The sequence below is a fragment of the uncultured Sphingomonas sp. genome, assembly GCF_964235535.1.
In the GTDB taxonomy this organism is placed as follows: domain Bacteria; phylum Pseudomonadota; class Alphaproteobacteria; order Sphingomonadales; family Sphingomonadaceae; genus Sphingomonas.
Genome location: NZ_CAXSBH010000062.1, coordinates 1 through 15,749, shown reverse-complemented (window position 1 = coordinate 15,749; position 15,749 = coordinate 1). Strand labels below are relative to the sequence as shown.

The 15,749-nt window shown below is 67.0% G+C and carries 15 protein-coding genes and 2 pseudogenes; 4 read left to right on the top strand and 13 right to left on the bottom strand.

Annotated features, from left to right (window positions below; genetic code table 11):
• Nucleotides 1-1,220: pseudogene (locus ACFE7F_RS14240) on the bottom strand (excinuclease ABC subunit A); the annotation flags it as partial.
• A gap of 224 nt (nt 1,221-1,444) precedes the next feature.
• Between ACFE7F_RS14240 and ACFE7F_RS14235 the strand changes: the two are divergent.
• The 4 genes from ACFE7F_RS14235 (at nt 1,445) to ACFE7F_RS14220 (ending at nt 5,236) form a co-directional block, all read left to right on the top strand.
• Complete coding sequence (locus tag ACFE7F_RS14235; protein ID WP_375404513.1) at nt 1,445-3,016, top strand: calcium-binding protein; 1,572 nt, start codon at nt 1,445-1,447, stop codon at nt 3,014-3,016.
• Nucleotides 2,974-3,855: a hypothetical protein gene (locus tag ACFE7F_RS14230; RefSeq protein ID WP_375404512.1), complete on the top strand. Its 882-nt coding sequence runs from the start codon at nt 2,974-2,976 to the stop codon at nt 3,853-3,855. Before ACFE7F_RS14235 ends, ACFE7F_RS14230 begins: the two co-directional genes overlap by 43 nt.
• A 149-nt stretch (nt 3,856-4,004) precedes the next feature.
• A complete protein-coding gene (locus ACFE7F_RS14225; RefSeq protein ID WP_375404511.1) occupies nt 4,005-4,367 on the top strand; it encodes a PilZ domain-containing protein in 363 nt (120 codons plus the stop codon).
• A gap of 83 nt (nt 4,368-4,450) precedes the next feature.
• The gene (locus ACFE7F_RS14220; RefSeq protein WP_375404510.1) at nt 4,451-5,236 is read left to right on the top strand and encodes an energy transducer TonB; all 786 of its coding nucleotides are present in this window, start codon (nt 4,451-4,453) and stop codon (nt 5,234-5,236) included.
• Here ACFE7F_RS14220 and ACFE7F_RS14215 read toward each other — a convergent pair.
• The 12 genes and pseudogenes from ACFE7F_RS14215 to ACFE7F_RS14160 all read right to left on the bottom strand — a co-directional run.
• Complete coding sequence (locus tag ACFE7F_RS14215) at nt 5,228-5,542, bottom strand: GCN5-related N-acetyltransferase (RefSeq protein ID WP_375404509.1); 315 nt, start codon at nt 5,540-5,542, stop codon at nt 5,228-5,230. The genes ACFE7F_RS14220 and ACFE7F_RS14215 overlap by 9 nt on opposite strands.
• A complete protein-coding gene (locus ACFE7F_RS14210; RefSeq protein ID WP_375404508.1) occupies nt 5,539-6,204 on the bottom strand; it encodes a PepSY domain-containing protein in 666 nt (221 codons plus the stop codon). The genes ACFE7F_RS14215 and ACFE7F_RS14210 overlap by 4 nt, the downstream gene beginning before the upstream one ends.
• A gap of 283 nt (nt 6,205-6,487) precedes the next feature.
• Nucleotides 6,488-6,766, bottom strand: a complete 279-nt coding sequence (locus ACFE7F_RS14205) for a hypothetical protein (RefSeq protein WP_375404507.1) — start codon at nt 6,764-6,766, stop codon at nt 6,488-6,490.
• A gap of 119 nt (nt 6,767-6,885) precedes the next feature.
• Nucleotides 6,886-7,443 (bottom strand): hypothetical protein, encoded by a 558-nt coding sequence (locus ACFE7F_RS14200; protein WP_375404506.1) that lies wholly within the window; start codon nt 7,441-7,443, stop codon nt 6,886-6,888.
• A 235-nt stretch (nt 7,444-7,678) separates the two neighbouring features.
• Nucleotides 7,679-9,073 (bottom strand): dihydrolipoyl dehydrogenase, encoded by a 1,395-nt coding sequence (lpdA, locus tag ACFE7F_RS14195; RefSeq protein WP_375404505.1) that lies wholly within the window; start codon nt 9,071-9,073, stop codon nt 7,679-7,681.
• Nucleotides 9,066-9,437 carry a DUF5615 family PIN-like protein gene (locus ACFE7F_RS14190; protein ID WP_375404504.1) on the bottom strand — a complete coding sequence of 124 codons (372 nt, stop codon included), beginning with the start codon at nt 9,435-9,437 and terminating at the stop codon, nt 9,066-9,068. The genes lpdA and ACFE7F_RS14190 overlap by 8 nt, the downstream gene beginning before the upstream one ends.
• Complete coding sequence (locus ACFE7F_RS14185) at nt 9,434-9,676, bottom strand: DUF433 domain-containing protein (protein ID WP_375404503.1); 243 nt, start codon at nt 9,674-9,676, stop codon at nt 9,434-9,436. The genes ACFE7F_RS14190 and ACFE7F_RS14185 overlap by 4 nt, the downstream gene beginning before the upstream one ends.
• Nucleotides 9,677-9,687: 11 nt before the next feature.
• The gene (odhB, locus tag ACFE7F_RS14180) at nt 9,688-10,929 is read right to left on the bottom strand and encodes a 2-oxoglutarate dehydrogenase complex dihydrolipoyllysine-residue succinyltransferase (RefSeq protein ID WP_375404502.1); all 1,242 of its coding nucleotides are present in this window, start codon (nt 10,927-10,929) and stop codon (nt 9,688-9,690) included.
• Nucleotides 10,930-10,941: 12 nt separating this feature from the next.
• The gene (locus ACFE7F_RS14175; protein ID WP_375404501.1) at nt 10,942-13,920 is read right to left on the bottom strand and encodes a 2-oxoglutarate dehydrogenase E1 component; all 2,979 of its coding nucleotides are present in this window, start codon (nt 13,918-13,920) and stop codon (nt 10,942-10,944) included.
• Nucleotides 13,921-14,091: 171 nt separating this feature from the next.
• On the bottom strand, nt 14,092-14,976 hold the full coding sequence (gene sucD, locus ACFE7F_RS14170) for a succinate--CoA ligase subunit alpha (protein WP_375404514.1): 885 nt from the start codon (nt 14,974-14,976) through the stop codon (nt 14,092-14,094).
• Between the two features lie 28 nt (nt 14,977-15,004).
• Nucleotides 15,005-15,493: a DUF29 domain-containing protein gene (locus ACFE7F_RS14165; protein WP_375404500.1), complete on the bottom strand. Its 489-nt coding sequence runs from the start codon at nt 15,491-15,493 to the stop codon at nt 15,005-15,007.
• 1 nt (nt 15,494) lies between these two features.
• Nucleotides 15,495-15,749, bottom strand: a pseudogene (locus ACFE7F_RS14160) (malate dehydrogenase); the annotation flags it as partial.

Below are 15,749 nucleotides of genomic sequence, written 5' to 3'. Positions count from 1 at the left end.
AGGCGGCGGTTGAGGTTGCCGATCACGCCCTCGAACGGCTTCTTGACGTCGTAGCTCTTCTTGCCGTCGATGAAGGTCAGCGTGACGGGCTTGCCGCGGGTGCCGTGGAGGATGACCTGCTGGTCCTCCAGCGCCAGGTCGCGCCAGGGTGTGTCGAGCGTAAAGCCGTAAGCGCGCGCCAGGCTGCCCAGCACCTGCATGTAATAGGGCGACGGCGGGTTGGACTTGGCCCAGGGGACGACCGCGCCCTTCTTGATCGTCAGGTCGTGGTTGGGGACGACGAGGTCCTCGTCGAACAGCATCTTCTCGCCCAGGCCGTCGCAGGCTGGGCACGCGCCTTGGGGTGCGTTGAAGGAGAACAGCCGCGGCTCGATCTCGGCGATGGTGAAGCCCGAGACGGGGCAGGCGAACTTCTCGGAAAAGACGATGCGGCCCGGGGGGGCGTGGTCGCCGAGCACGACCGAGGTGGGGGTATGCGGCTCGACAGGGTCGGCGGGGTCGATATACGCCAAGCCGTCGGCGAGCTTGAGCGCGCTCTCGAAGCTGTCGGCCAGGCGCGTGGCGATGGAGTTGTCGTCGTCCTTGGGGCGGATGACGAGGCGGTCGACGACGATCTCGATATCGTGCTTGTACTTCTTGTCGAGCGCGGGCGCGTCCTCGATGTCGTGCATGTCGCCGTTGACGCGCACCCGCGTAAAGCCGAGGCGCTGCCACTCCGCGAACTCCTTGCGGAACTCGCCCTTGCGGCCGCGCACGACGGGGGCGAGGAGGTACAGCCGCGTGCCCTCGGGCAGGGTCATGACGCGGTCGACCATCTGGCTGACGGTCTGCGCGGCGATGGGGAGGCCGGTCGCGGGGCTGTAGGGCACGCCGACGCGCGCCCAGAGCAGGCGCATGTAATCGTAGATCTCGGTGACGGTCGCGACGGTCGATCGCGGGTTGCGGCTGGTGGTCTTCTGTTCGATCGAGATGGCGGGGCTGAGCCCCTCGATATGGTCGACGTCGGGCTTCTGCATCAGCTCCAGGAACTGGCGCGCATAGGCCGACAGGCTCTCGACATAGCGGCGCTGGCCCTCGGCGTAGATGGTGTCGAAGGCGAGCGAGGACTTGCCCGACCCCGACAGCCCGGTGATCACCGTCAGCGTGTCGCGGGGAATGTCGACATCGACATCCTTGAGATTGTGCTCGCGCGCGCCGCGGACGGAAATGGTGGTCAGCATGGACGTCGTTCTACTTCTGTTCCAGGAGGGAAGCGAGGGTAAATGAGATAGGCGCGCGCGGCAAAGGATGCGAGGAACGAACGTCCTATCGGTCTACCTTGGTCTAAACCACTGTCCCGTCCCGCTTATAACACACCCACCGCTTGACGGCGGGGCCGCCCGTCGGAAAAAGAAGCGCGGGGAGCGACCGCGGAGGAGCGGCTGAGCACGGGAGCTGGATCAAAATGGCCACCATCATCGGCACGAGCGGCAATGACACGCTGGACGGCACGGCGGGCGACGACGCAATCTCGGCGGATGCGGGAGCCGACCGCATCAACGGCAGCGGGGGAGTCGATCGCGTGGACGGCGGCGGCGGCGGGTTCGATGCGCTTGAGTTCACGCTCGGTGACGCCTCCACCTTCGCGCAACCGACAGGCCCGCGCACTTACCTGATCGAGCAGGATCGAGTGCGCGAAGCGGGCGGATTGTTCGACACACGGTTCGCCGGCATCGAGTTCGTACGTTTTGACTTTCGCCGGACCGGCGCGTTCGGCGATACGGTGGACGCGAGCAGCCACGCCGCCGCAACGGGTACTCGATTCAGTTTTACATTGGGCGGCGGCGACGACCGGTTTATCGGAACGGCCGCGAGCGATTACGTATACGGCAATCTGGGCAGGTTGACGGCGGACGGCGGGCTCGGCTTCGATAGCGTAGTAGTGCTTCCCGACGGCGCGCGGGGCGCGGTGACGTTGCAGCGATCGGACGACCGCCTGGTCGGCATGCAGAACGGCGCAGAAATCTACGATCTACGCGGGTTCGAGTCGATCACGGTTGAAAATGGCGGTGCCGTGGGATTGGACGTCAATGCGGCCGGGGCGGACGCGCGGATCGCGTTCGTGGACACCGGCGGGGTGGACCGCTTTATTGGCGGCGCGCTCAACGACAGCTTCGTCCATGCTTCATTTTCCGACCGCACGGGCCAGAAAGACGATTTAACGGGAGGGGACGGAGCGGACTCCTACGAGTCGTTTGCGGCGGCGAGGGCGCTGGATGGAGCCACTATCACCGACTTTACTTCAGACGACAGCATCTTTCTTTCTACCCGCGAGGCGGCGATTGACTCTTTCAATCTCGCCGTCGACTGGTTCATTGGGGGCGCGCGATTCTCCGGGAGGGTCGGCGAGGTCCGCTACGAGACCGCTACGGCGCGGACATTCTTACAGATCGACGGCGATGGCGACGGCGCAGCAGACGCCACGTTGACGCTCGCGGGCGGCGCGTCCGCGCTGATTGGCTCTTTTGGGCCCGGACCGAACGGCGCCTTCGGCTTAACGGTACGCCGCGATGTCCCCGCGACCTTACGGACCGGCACGGCGGGCGACGACACGTTGACGGGCGGGGCGGGGGACGACCAGATTGTGGGGCTGGGCGGGAACGACGTCATCGAGGGTGGTGACGGGCGCGACACATTGTCGGGCGGAACGGGCGCGGACACGCTTGCGGGCGGTGCGGGTGACGACCTGCTCGTCGTCGATGAGGTCGGCGACATAATGATCGAGCGCGCCGGCGGCGGTTTTGACACGCTTGAGGTCTCCACGGGTAGCTACCTCCTAAATTCCGACGCGTCGGTCGAGTTGCTTCGCGCCGCGGCAGGCAGCGCCCCGATCAACTCGGCGGGAACGAGGTTTCGCAGCGGATCGAGGGGAACGACGGCGCGAACATCCTGTCCTCGGGTGGCGGGGGTGGCGTGGATACGATGGTGGGAGGCTTGGGCGACGACACCTACCGCGTGTTCGCGACCGGGGACGTGATCGACGATACGGGCGGGTTCGACACGGTGTATGCGTCGGGCACGAGCTACTTCCTGTTCGGCGCGGCGTCGGTCGAATATCTGTCCGCGTCCGAGCAGGCGGGGACCGATCCGATCTATCTGGTGGGCAACGGCGCGTCCCAGGTGATCGCGGGCAATTTCGGCGACAACATCCTGAACGGGCGCGGCGGCGATGGGCAGGCGTTGCCCGACACGCTGATCGGGCTGGCGGGGAACGACACCTACGGCGTGTTCGGCCAGCGCGACGTCGTGCGCGAGACCGCGGGCCAGGGCAACGACGTGGTGTTCGCGGGCGCCAGTTACCAGCTTCGCTCGGGCACCGAGATCGAGGGGCTGGCGGCGGTGGACGGCTCGGCCGCGGACGCCGCGTCGGCCTATACGCTGCGCGGCAACGAGTTCGGGCAGACGGTGGTCGGCAACGGCGCGGGCAACGTGCTGGACGGGCGCGGGGGCGACGACGTGCTGATCGGCCTGGGCGGCGCGGACGTGTTCGCCTTCACCACAGCACCCACGGCGGGCAACGTCGACACGATCCGGGACTTCTCGGGCGAGGACCGCATCGGCCTGGACGCAGGGATCTTTCGAGGCCTGGCGGAGGTGACGACGGCCGTCGCCGCCGACCGTTTCGTGCTGGGCACGGCCGCGCAGGACGCCGACGACCGGCTCGTCTACGACCAGGCCACCGGCCGGCTGCTGTACGACGCCGACGGATCGGGCGCGGGCGCGGGCGTGCTGTTCGCGATGCTGACGCCCGGGACGGTGCTCTCCGCCGCAAGCTTCGTCGTGGTCCAGCCGGTCGGCGATCTGCCCGCGATGTGAGGGCGCGCGCGGGGCCGGCGGACGGTCGTCGCCGGAGACATCGGCGCGCCGCTGTTGCGCGCCGCCGCGAACGCGTCATGGTCCGCCACGGGGAGGCGACGAGCCGTTAACGGTTCGCGCGTTAGGTCGGTCGGGGGAGGACGGGGTCGATGGCGTCGAGAGCAAGCCGGTATGTCAGCGCGGAGCCGGCCAGCCTGGAACAGCGGGCGACGCCGCGCATGCTCGTCTCGATCACCGACGCGACCGTCCGCCAGCACGCGGCCGCGCCGGTGACCGCTGTGCTGAGCGATCTGTCCGCATACGGCTGCCGCATCGCGTCGACAGGCGAGCACGGGACGGGCGAGCATGGGGCGGGCGAGCATAGGGCGGGCGACCGGGTGTGGGTGCGGCTGGCCGGCGGGCTGCCGATCGCGGCGACGGTGGTGTGGAGCGCGGACGGGCTGACCGGCTGTCGCTTCGACGAGGGCCTCGCGCGCGAGGTGCTGCGGGCCTTGACGCTGGGCGCGCGCTGAGCGGCGTTGGATCAACGATGCCGGGCTTGAGCGTTCGTCGCCGGGAGTTATGACGTTCGCGGACACGTCGGGGGACTTGCCGTATGGACTGGACCATATCGATGATGGCGGCGCTCGCCGCGCAAGCCGTGACGCCGGACGCGCTGCCGCCTGCGGGTAAATGGATCGTGCAGTATGGGGAGGGCGACTGCACGGTATCGCGGTCGTTCGGCCCGACGGCCGCACCCGTCACCTTTGCGTTCCAGCCGTCGCCGACGGGATCGCTTGGCGAGGTCCTGCTGATGATGCCCGCAAGCGTGCGCAAGGGCGTGCAACGGGGCGAGGGCGCGGTCGTGCTGCGCCCGTCAGGTGCGCGGTTCGAGGCGCGGTTCGCGGTCGGGCCACTGAGCGACGGCCGACGCGGCGGCCGGTTCGCGACCGGGCAGGAGTTCTGGGATGCGCTGCCCACCGCGACATCGCTGTCGATGGAACTCGGCGGCGAGCCGCCCTTTGCGATCGCGCTAGGCGCGATGGACAAGCCGCTCGCCGCCGCCAAGATCTGCAGCGACAAGCTGCTGCGCAGCTGGGGCGCGGAACCGGGCGCGGTAGCCCGGTTCAGGGATGGGACCAGTCCGGCGCAGTACTTCACCTACTATGCCTATCCCGAAGCTGCGATCCGGGCGCGCGAGCAGGGCCGAACGGTCGCCCTCGTGACCGTCGACCGGACGGGAAAACCATCGACCTGCCGCACCGTGCGGAGCGCGGGATCCGCGACGCTCGACAAGACGACCTGCATGATCCTTATGAACAGTGCCCGGTTCGAGCCCGCGTCGGCGACCGAAGCCGAGCGCCGTTTCGCCGTCTTGCCGGTACGCTGGGCGTTACCGTGACTTGTCCCGCCAGCCCAACGAGCGGCGATTGAGGGCGTGCAGGTCGCCCTCCCCCGCCAGAACCGCCTCGCCGAGTGCGACCGCGCGGGCGAGCACGGCGTGGTCGCACCGGCGATAGGCGGGGCGACCCGGGATGTGGTCGTACCAGCGGCCGCCGCAGGCCGCGTCGAGCAGGATGCGCTGGAAGCAATGATCGAGGCGGACGGGCCAGCGGCGCGCGGTCGCGACGGCGGGCAGCGCGGCGCGCGTCAGGTGGAGCCAGCGCGCCTCCAGTTCCGCCCGCTCTTCTCCCGGAGCGTCCGTCACCGGCGGCGCGTGCTGAAGGGCAGGAGCAGGAGGCCGAGCAGCACCGCCAGCAGCGCGAGCGCGGCGGACCCGATCAGGACCGGGTGGCTGGTGTCCTCGCGCCCGCGCAAATCCATGATGTGCAGGCCCCACATCCAGTCGAACAGCCGCCATTGATCGGTGCGCAGCGCCAGCAGCGCGCCCGTATCCGCATCGAGATAGATGCGCGCGCCGTCCGCGAAGGTGACGGCCCAGGCGGGGCGGGGGCGGCGCAGATCGATCGGCGGACGGTCGGCGGGTGTACGCGTAACGGCGCGGACGGCGGCGGGACGGAGCAGGCCGGCGCGGGCTAGCGTGCGCGCTTCCGCCTTGTTTAAGCCGGGCAGCCAGCGGCCGGTCGCCGGGTCCGCGCGCGCCGCGCCGCCGTCGGAAAAGGCGGCGATCCAGACCGCGCGGCCGCCCTGCGCCTCCAGCGCGAGCGACTTGAGCGGACGGCCGGTCGGCGCGACGAGTGGGCCGATCCGGGGAAGCGCCGGCGCGGGCGCGCGCAGGGCGGTGCCCCTCACCTCCTCGATCGGGCGCGCGACCATCCACAAGCCGGTCGCGGTCCAGATCAGCAGCGGCACCCCGACGATCCAGGCGAGCCAGACATGGACTCGGGCGAGCGGGCGACGGAGGGGCATGGATGTGCGTTGCCTCCGTTTGCACGCGCGGGCAACATCGCCTAGACGCGGTCCTGCTATCCGTGCCATGGGAGAAGCGGTCGAGACTGTTGAAAAACTCGGCTCTTACAAGCTCAGTGTTATAATCGGGCTTCTCACATCCGATCGACGCACAAGCATTTCGTTCCAATAAGCTTATTCGTTCAGAGCTTACAAGAGAGCGCAGTTATCTATCACAGCCCGAGTTTTTCAACAGCCTCGGTAGGTGATGACGGCCCGACCGCGATCCGCCGGTCGATCGACGCTAATTCACCTTGGTGACGTAGAGGACCAGTCGCTGACCGGCGCAAACGCCCGTCGCGAGGAAGCGATCGAAATAGGAGACGCCGAGCGTTTCCGGGGGACCGTCGACAAGGCGCACCAACGCTGCGCCCTCCACGATCACCTCTCGTCCCGAAGCGCGGCTGATCGCGGCATACTGCTTGTCGTCGAGCAGCAAGGGTACGCACCCGCCCCCTCGTCCGGTCAAGGTCGCCGCCGTCCGGTTTCCCGCCGACCGCCTGGTGAAGACGACTCCGGTCAAGCGGCACGCTTGATAATCCATACAGGCGGGAAATGCTCGAGCATCGTCTGCGTCAATCCGCGCGCTGCCGATTAGGATGGTCGGATGGGCCTGACAACCGGCGACCAACAAGGCTACGATCAATGAGCAACGAAGGTGCATCGTACGCCGCTGCCGCCACTGTTGCTGTTCCACTGCGCCACGGTGCGACCGACTTCACCTTGCTCTGCGGGCGTCAGTGGTTTCCCAGCGATCTGACGAACCTCGAAGCCGCCACCAGTCTGCTCGATCGCGAACGCACCCCGTTTGCTGATGACATAAGCCGGCCGATCGGTAACGGCCGCCAAGCGGCCGTCCTCGGGTCCGGGCAGACCCGAAACATCGCCCGTCCGACCGAGTGGGTGGGTGTGCCCGCCGGAGTGAGGCAGGATGTTCTTGATGTCGATCACGTTGGCCAGCCTTCGGCTGCCATCATCGCAGACCTGCGTCCCGGAACGCTTGAAGGATATAGGAAATAAGCCGTCGTCGCGAACTACGAAGCCTTGCTCCTTCTCGGTGCGCCCAAGATCGAGCTTGGTCCCATCCGTCAAGGTCCTCGTACGCCATGCCTCGATCACGACGGCGTCGGCGGAAGTCGTCGCGCCTCGTGGAGCGGTAACCCCAGCCGCACGGGCCAAGGTGTTTCCTGAAATCTGCATTGCAGCCTCCTACCTAGGTCGAACGGTAGCGTACGCTTTACGACGCGATCAGCAAGCAATTGGATCGGTAGCGAAGCACGGTGACTACCGTTTTGCAAACGTAAAGGCTGCTTCGATCGGACATTCGGATATCTTGCAGAGCATAATGTGAATACACGGGCAATGGCCGCGACTCGTCGGTCGCGGCTGCTGGCCGCGCAGGCCGGGGCAAGCCCAGTAATCACATTTAGCTACGCTAGATGTGGATGGCCTTGCCCTGCACCGCCATCGCCGCCTCCTTCATCGCCTCCGAATGCGTCGGGTGGGCGTGGCAGGTGAGCGCGATGTCCTCCGACGTGGCCCCGAACTCCATCGCCTGGGCGGCCTGCGCGATCATCGTGCCCGCCAGCGACGAGACGATCCAGACTCCCAGCACCCGGTCCGACTTGGCGTCGGCGATGATCTTCACGAAGCCGTCGGTGTCGCGGTTGGTCTTGGCGCGGCTGTTGGCGGCGAAGGGGAACTTGCCGACCTTGATCTCGGTCCGGGCGGCGGCAACTTCCTCCGACAGGCCGACGCCCGCGATCTCGGGGTTGGTGTAGACCACGCTCGGGATCACGTCGTGATTGACGATGCCCGTATGCCCGGCAATGTTCTCCGCCACCGCGACGCCCTCGTCCTCGGCCTTGTGCGCGAGCATCAGGCCAGGCGCGACGTCGCCGATCGCCCAGACATTCGCCACGTTGGTGCGGAAGTCATGGTCGATCCCGACCTGCCCGCGCTCGTTGAGCTGGACGCCCGCGGCTTCCAGATTCAGGCCGTCGAGGTTGGGGCGGCGACCGACCGCGACCAGCACGGCGTCCGCCTGGAGCGTCTCGCCCTCCCCGCCGGCGGCCGGTTCGATCCGGACGGCGGCGCGGTCACCCTCGACGGTGACGCCCGTCACCTTGGTCGAGGTGCGCAGCTCGAAACCCTGCTTCTTGAAGATCTTGGCCGACTCGCGGCGGACCTCCTCGTCGAAGCCGGGCAGGATCTGGTCGAGATACTCGACCACGGTTACCTTCGCGCCAAGGCGACGCCAGACCGAGCCCAGCTCCATCCCGATCACGCCGCCGCCGATCACGACCAGATGCTCGGGCACCTCGGGCAGCGCCAGCGCGCCCGTCGAGTCGACGACGACCTTCTGGTCGATCTCGAGCCCCTGGAGCGAGGTGACGGACGAGCCGGTGGCGATAACGACGTTCTCAGCGGTGACGGTCCGGTCGCCTATGGTGAGCGTGTTCGCGTCCTGGAACGCGGCGCGGCCCTTCAGCCACGTCACCTTGTTCTTCTTGAACAGGAACTCGATCCCGCCGGTCAATTCCTTGACCGCCTTGGCCTTCTCCGCGTGCATCTGGTCGAGGTTGAGCGTGACGCCCGAGAACTCGACGCCGAACTTGGTCAGGTGCCCCGACGCGGCTTCCTGATACAGTTCGGACGCGTGCAGCAGCGCCTTGGACGGGATGCAGCCGACATTGAGGCACGTGCCCCCGAGCGTCTCGCGCGCCTCCGCGCAAGCGGTGCGCAGCCCCAGCTGCGCCGCGCGGATCGCGGCGACATAGCCGCCGGGACCGGCGCCGATGACGAGGACATCGTAGTCGTATTCAGCCATTGTCGTTGCTCGTATCCGGTAATGGGCGATAGCGCGTATGGGACGCCTTGATCACCACCATATGGCGATCGAAGCTGGCGGATGCGAGGGCTTGCAGGATGCGATCAGGCATTGATCCCTGGTCTTTCGGCTCACACCGCAAGTAGATGATAGCGGGCGGTGAAGGCGCGGCGAACGCGTACACCAAGTCGGAGAAGTCGCTGTCCTCGGTCACGATCACTCGTGCTTCCGCCACCGCCAAAGCTAGAAGTTGCTTGTCCGACAGTTCCGAATGCAGCTCGGCGGCGCGCAATATGTCGTGGCCTTGATCCGACAGAGCACGCGCAACCTGTCGGCTGATGTGAACGTCGAGCAAGAACTTCAAGCGGCTTTAGCCTGTCCGATCGCGACATACTCCTCGTCCTTCATCATATCGACGGCGAATGCCGCCGCCGCGCGCAGGTGCTGAGGTTCAATGCCCGGATATTCGTCGGCCATTTGTTCCGCCGTCCAGCCAGCTGCCATAAGCTTCAAGACGAATTCGACCTTGAAGCGCGTACCGCGAAAGATCGGTTTGCCGAAGCCGATTTCCGGGTTCGAGTAGATATGCTCCCGCCAGTCCATGCCGCCGCTCCTCACAAGTCGATCAGTATCCGCGTCGGATCCTCGATAGCATTCTTGAGCGCGACGAGGAACGTCACCGCCTCGCGGCCGTCGATCAGGCGGTGGTCGTAGGACAGCGCGAGGTACATCATCGGGCGCGCCACGATCTGGCCGTTCAGCACGACCGGGCGCTCGTCGATGCGGTGGAGGCCGAGGACCGCCGACTGGGGCGGGTTGATGATGGGCGTGGACATGAGCGACCCGAACACGCCGCCGTTCGAGATGGTGAAGGTGCCGCCCCGCATCTCGTCCATCTTGAGCGTGCCGTCCTTGGCGCGGCGGCCGTAATCGCCGATCTGCTTTTCGACCTGCGCCACGCTCATGCGGTCGGCGTCGCGGATCACGGGGACGACGAGGCCGCCGGGCGACGAGACCGCGACCGAGATATCGGCGTAATCGTGATAAACGATGTCGTCGCCGTCGATCGAGGCGTTGACGCTGGGCACGTCCTTGAGCGCCATGCACGCGGCCTTCACGAAGAAGCCCATGAAGCCGAGGCGGACGCCGTGCTTCTTCTCGAACAGATCCTTGTACTTGGTGCGGGCCTCCATGACGGCGGTCATGTCAACGTCGTTGAACGTCGTCAGCATGGCCGCCGTATCTTGCGCGTGCTTCAGGCGCTTGGCGATTGTCTGGCGAAGACGCGTCATGCGAACGCGCTCTTCCCGACGCCCGACGGCGGCCCGGCCGGCGGGGGCGTCGCCCCCGTCCGACGACGCGTTCGCGACGGCGGGCGCAGGAGCCACGACCGCCGGCTTGGCCTGGGCCGCCGCCTCCACATCCTCCTTTGTGATCCGCCCGTCCTTGCCGGTACCCTTCACCCCGGCGGGATCGACGCCGTGTTCCAGCACCGCGCGGCGCACCGATGGCGAGAGCGCGGCCGGTCCGTCGCCTGTCGGCTCGGGCGTGGTGGCAGCCGCCTGCGGCGCCTGCGTGACCGCCGGTTGCGGCGCGGCGGCCTGCGCCGGGGCCGCCCCGCCCGCATCAACGGTCGCGATCATCGCGCCGACCTGAACCGTGTCGCCGACCGCGACCGCATGCGCGCCCATGACGCCCGCGACGGGCGACGGCACCTCGACCGACACTTTGTCGGTTTCGAGCGACGCGATCGGCTCGTCGGCGCGGACGGCGTCGCCGGGCTTCTTCAGCCATTCGCCGAGCGTCGCCTCGGTGATCGACTCACCAAGCGTGGGAACGAGAACTTCGGTTGCCATGATATTGCTTCCTCAACCGGCGGCTTCGCCGGCCTTTTGCGTAGTGGTCGCGATTTCGCCGGCGCGGGTGCGGCGGATCTCCTCGCGGACGTTATGGCCGAGCGCGTCGGCGACCAGCGCGCCCTGCTCGGTCTGGTGGCGCTTCATCAGCCCGGTCGCGGGCGAGGCGGCGGCATTGCGGCCCGCATAGCGCGCGCGCTTCACGGGGGCATTCGCCTGGGCGAGCGCCTCCTCGATCAACGGCTCGACGAAGGTCCAGTAGCCGTTGTTGCGCGGCTCTTCCTGCGCCCAGATCACCTCCTCGAGCGCGGACATGCGCGCGACGCGGGCGGCGAGCGCATCGGTCGGGAACGGGTAGAGCTGCTCCAGCCGGACGATCTGCGTCGTCGTATCGCCCGCCGCCTCGCGCGCCTCGAACAGATCGTAGAACAGCTTGCCCGAGCACAGCACCAGGCGGCGCGTCTCCGCGTCGGCCGCGCCGTTCGGGTCGGACAGGATGCGCTTGAAATGCGTGGTGCCGATGAAGTCGTCGGTCCGCGACACCGCGAGCTTGTGGCGAAGCAGCGACTTGGGCGTCATCAGCACCAGCGGCTTGCGGAAGCTGCGGTGCATCTGGCGGCGGAGCAGGTGGAAATAGTTGGCGGGCGTCGTGACGTTGGCCACCTGCATGTTGTCCTGCGCGCACATTTGCAGGAACCGCTCGGGGCGGGCGGACGAATGTTCCGGTCCTTGCCCTTCGTAACCGTGGGGGAGCAGCATCACGAGGCCGTTGGCGCGAAGCCATTTCGACTCGCCCGAGGCGATGAACTGGTCGATCATGATTTGCGCGCCGTTGACGAAATCGCCGAACTGCGCCTCCCACAATACCAGGGTCTTGGGGTCGGCGAGCGCGTAGCCATACTCGAAGCCGAGCACGCCGTATTCGCTAAGCGGACTGTCCAACACCTCGAACCGGCCATGCTCGATCGTCGAGAGCGGCACGTATTTATGCTCGTCGGTCTGGTCGACCCACACCGCATGGCGCTGGCTGAAGGTGCCGCGGCCCGAATCCTGGCCCGACAGGCGGACGCCGTAGCCTTCGGCCAGCAGCGCGCCGAACGCCAGCGCCTCGCCGGTCGCCCAGTCGAAGCCCTGGCCGCTCGTGAACATCTGGCGCTTGGCGTCGAGCACGCGGGCGAGCGTCTTGTGGACGGTCAGGTGGTCGGGGATCGCCGTCAGCGTGCGGCCGAGCGCGTCGAACAGCTTGGGCTCCAGCCCCGTCTCGGGCGTGCGGCGCGAACCCTCCGCGTCGCCCGGCGCACCCAGGCCCGACCAGCGGCCCGCGAACCAGTCGGCGCGGTTGGGCTTGTAGGATGCGCCCGCCTCGAACTCGCCTTCCGCGCGTTCGGTGAACTGGCGAATGTTCTCGTCGATCCATGCCTGGTCGACCACGCCCTCGGACACGAGGCGGCGGCCATAGACCTCGCTGACGGGCGGGTGGTCCTTGATCGCCTTGTACATCAGCGGCTGGGTGAAGCTCGGCTCGTCGCCCTCGTTATGGCCGAATCGGCGGTAGCACCACATGTCGATGACGATGTCGCGGTGGAAGCGCTGGCGGAACTCCATCGCCATCTTGGTCGCGAAGGTCACCGCCTCGGGATCGTCGCCGTTGACGTGGAAGATCGGCGCCTGGACGCCCTTGGCCACGTCGGACGAATAGGGCGAGGACCGCGCGAACTGGGGCGAGGTCGTGAAGCCGATCTGGTTGTTGATCACGAAGTGGACGCAGCCGCCGGTGTTGTAGCCGCGGATGCCGGAAAAGCCGAAGCACTCCCACACGATCCCCTGCCCCGCGAACGCCGCGTCGCCGTGGATCAGGACAGGGAGCGAGCGCGAATGGTCGGTCAGGTCGTTCGCGATCGTCTGGATCGCGCGGCACTTGCCGAGCACGACGGGGTCGGCGGCTTCGAGATGCGACGGGTTGGCGACGAGCGAGAGGTGGACCTTGTGCCCGTCGAACTCGCGGTCCGTCGAGGTGCCGAGATGGTATTTGACATCGCCCGACCCACCGACCTGTTCGGGGTTCGCCGACCCGCCCGCGAACTCGTGAAAGATGACGCGGAGGGGCTTGGCCATGACGTTGGCGAGGACGTTCAGCCGGCCGCGGTGGGCCATGCCGAACACGATCTCGCTGACGCCCATCTGGCCGCCATATTTGATGACGGATTCCAGCGCTGGGATCATAGACTCGCCGCCGTCCAGGCCGAAGCGCTTGGTGCCGACATATTTACGGCCGAGGAACCGCTCCCACTGCTCGGCCTCGATCACCTTGTTGAGGATCGCCTTTTTGCCCTCGGGCGTGAAGTCGGCACCCTTGTCCTTGCCTTCCATCCGCTCCTGAAGGAACGCGCGCTCCTCCAGGTCGGCGATGTGCATGTATTCTAGGCCGACATTGCCGCAATAGTTGGCGCGGAGCGTATCGACGAGCTCACGCACGGTCGCCCATTCGAACCCCATCGTGCCGCCAAGGTAGACGCGGCGGTCGAGGTCGGCGTCGCAGAAGCCGTGATAGGCGGTCTGGAGTTCGAGCGGCATGTCGCGCTTGATGAGGCCGAGCGGGTCGAGGTTCGCGGCGAGGTGTCCCCGGACTCGGTAGGTGCGGATCAGGATCTGCGCGCGGATCGCGTCGCCGGCGGCGCGGACGATCTCGGCTTCGGACGGGGCCGGGGCTTTCTCGACTACGCTCGAAGTGGGCTTGGCCTTCGACGGCTTGGGCGCGGGCTCCATCTGGGTCGGATCGAGCGCCGCCGTCAGGTCGTCCGTCGCGGATAGCGGCCAGGCGGGGTTGCCCCAGCTAGGTCCCGCGACCGCGCCCTCAAGCCCGGCGAAGAATGTCCGCCAGGCAGGCTCGACGCTGTCGGGGCTGCTGCGGAATTTCGCGTAGAGCGTGTCGACGAACGCCGGGCTGACGCCTGCCGCGATGTCCGAGAAATCCTGGCCTTCGTAGCCCATCTTGTCACTCCTCCCTCTCCCTTCAGGGGAGAGGGCCCTCGAAGACTTGGGCCGCGCCCTTTGCGCGGTCCTAGTCGTAGCTGGGAGAGGGGTGTTTCGGAGCGTAGCTCCGCGCGAGCCTGCGGCTCGCCCCCTCTCCCCGACCCTCTCCCCGAGGGGAGAGGGAGATCGTTAACCCTTCAGCACGTCGAGCAGGGTCGATCCGAGTTCGGACGGGCTGGCGGCGACCCTGATGCCGGCCGCCTCCATCGCCGCGATCTTGTCCTCGGCACCGCCCTGGCCTCCGCTCACGATCGCGCCCGCATGGCCCATCCGCCGGCCCGGGGGCGCCGTGCGGCCCGCGATGAACCCCGCCATCGGCTTGAAGCGGCCCCGCGCCGCCTCGTCGCGCAGGAACTGCGCCGCCTCCTCCTCCGCCGAGCCGCCGATCTCGCCGATCATGATGATCGACTCCGTCGCGTCGTCGGCCAGGAACAGCTCGAGCACGTCGATGAAGTTCGTGCCATTGACCGGATCGCCGCCGATCCCGACCGCGGTAGTCTGGCCCAGCCCCGCGTTGGACGTCTGGAACACCGCCTCGTAGGTCAGCGTCCCAGAACGCGACACGACCCCGACCGACCCCGTCTTGAAGATCGAGCCGGGCATGATCCCGATCTTGCACTCGCCCGGCGTCAGCACGCCCGGGCAGTTGGGCCCGATCAGCCGCGACTTGCTACCCGACAGCGCGCGCTTGACGCGGACCATGTCGAGCACCGGGATCCCTTCGGTGATCGTCACGATCAGCGGCACCTGGGAGTCGATCGCCTCCAGGATCGAGTCGGCGGCAAAGGGCGGCGGCACGTAGATCACGCTGGCGGTCGCCCCCGTCCTCGCCACCGCCTCGGCGACGGTGTCGTAGACGGGCAGGTCCAGATGCGTGGTCCCGCCCTTGCCCGGCGTGACCCCGCCCACCATCCGCGTGCCGTACTCCAGCGCCGCGCGGGTGTGAAAACTGCCGGTCTCGCCGGTCATGCCTTGCGTGATGACGCGGGTGTCGCGGTTGACGAGGATGCTCATACGCAAGCAGGCTTTCGTTGTGAGTGGGTCAGTTCGGCCGTTGCCGATCAGGATTGAGATTATGTTGGCGGCTCATGATCTCATCCCAGGTATATGGGCACACTTTCGGCAAACGCTCTACAGGAATGGTGGTCGCTGTCTCAACCATCGACGGCACAGGACCGTAAGCGCACACAATCGCTTCATCTATGCGCGACTTGTAACTGGGATTCTCTTTCAGCAGTTGCAAAACTTCATCACGTTGCGTGTTGATCGTGGTTCGCCAACTTCGACCCTGTCGCTCAATCTGATAATCCCACTTCACCATATGAAGCAGGATCAACTCAATCGCGTGATAGAAAGATCGGAACTCGCTCTTCCCCACACCCTCGACTTCATCGATTAAATTATCAAGATCGAGTTCGCCAAAGCGGCCTTCCCGAAGAAGCAGCGCTTGCGCGTCCACCCACGCGGCGAAATCCTCATCATACCCGGCATAATTTCGCCGAGTCCCGATATGAGGATCGCGGTCGGCCACCTTACCCCTCCAGGCTCGGGTCGATGCCCTTGCAGGCGACCAGCAACTCCTTCACCGCATCGACCGAGACGACGAGGTTCGCCTTGGCCGTGTCGGTCAGCTCGACCTCGATCACCTTTTCGACGCCGCCCGCGCCGATCACGATCGGCACGCCGACATACAGGCCGCTGACCCCATACTCGCCGTTCAGCTCGGCGGCGGCGGGGAGGACGCGCTTCTTGTCGTACAGATACGCCTCGGCCATCTCGATGCCGCT

Bases quoted from the DNA above. Each gene is read 5' to 3' on its own strand.
- odhB (WP_375404502.1), bottom strand. From the start codon at position 10,929: ATGGCAACCGAAGTTCTCGTTCCCACGCTTGGTGAGTCGATCACCGAG.
- ACFE7F_RS14210 (WP_375404508.1), bottom strand. From the start codon at position 6,204: ATGCCCCTCCGTCGCCCGCTCGCCCGAGTCCATGTCTGGCTCGCCTGG.
- ACFE7F_RS14225 (WP_375404511.1), top strand. From the start codon at position 4,005: ATGGCGTCGAGAGCAAGCCGGTATGTCAGCGCGGAGCCGGCCAGCCTG.
- ACFE7F_RS14200 (WP_375404506.1), bottom strand. From the start codon at position 7,443: ATGCAGATTTCAGGAAACACCTTGGCCCGTGCGGCTGGGGTTACCGCT.
- ACFE7F_RS14220 (WP_375404510.1), top strand. From the start codon at position 4,451: ATGGACTGGACCATATCGATGATGGCGGCGCTCGCCGCGCAAGCCGTG.
- ACFE7F_RS14175 (WP_375404501.1), bottom strand. From the start codon at position 13,920: ATGGGCTACGAAGGCCAGGATTTCTCGGACATCGCGGCAGGCGTCAGC.
- ACFE7F_RS14185 (WP_375404503.1), bottom strand. From the start codon at position 9,676: ATGGACTGGCGGGAGCATATCTACTCGAACCCGGAAATCGGCTTCGGC.
- sucD (WP_375404514.1), bottom strand. From the start codon at position 14,976: ATGAGCATCCTCGTCAACCGCGACACCCGCGTCATCACGCAAGGCATG.
- lpdA (WP_375404505.1), bottom strand. From the start codon at position 9,073: ATGGCTGAATACGACTACGATGTCCTCGTCATCGGCGCCGGTCCCGGC.
- ACFE7F_RS14235 (WP_375404513.1), top strand. From the start codon at position 1,445: ATGGCCACCATCATCGGCACGAGCGGCAATGACACGCTGGACGGCACG.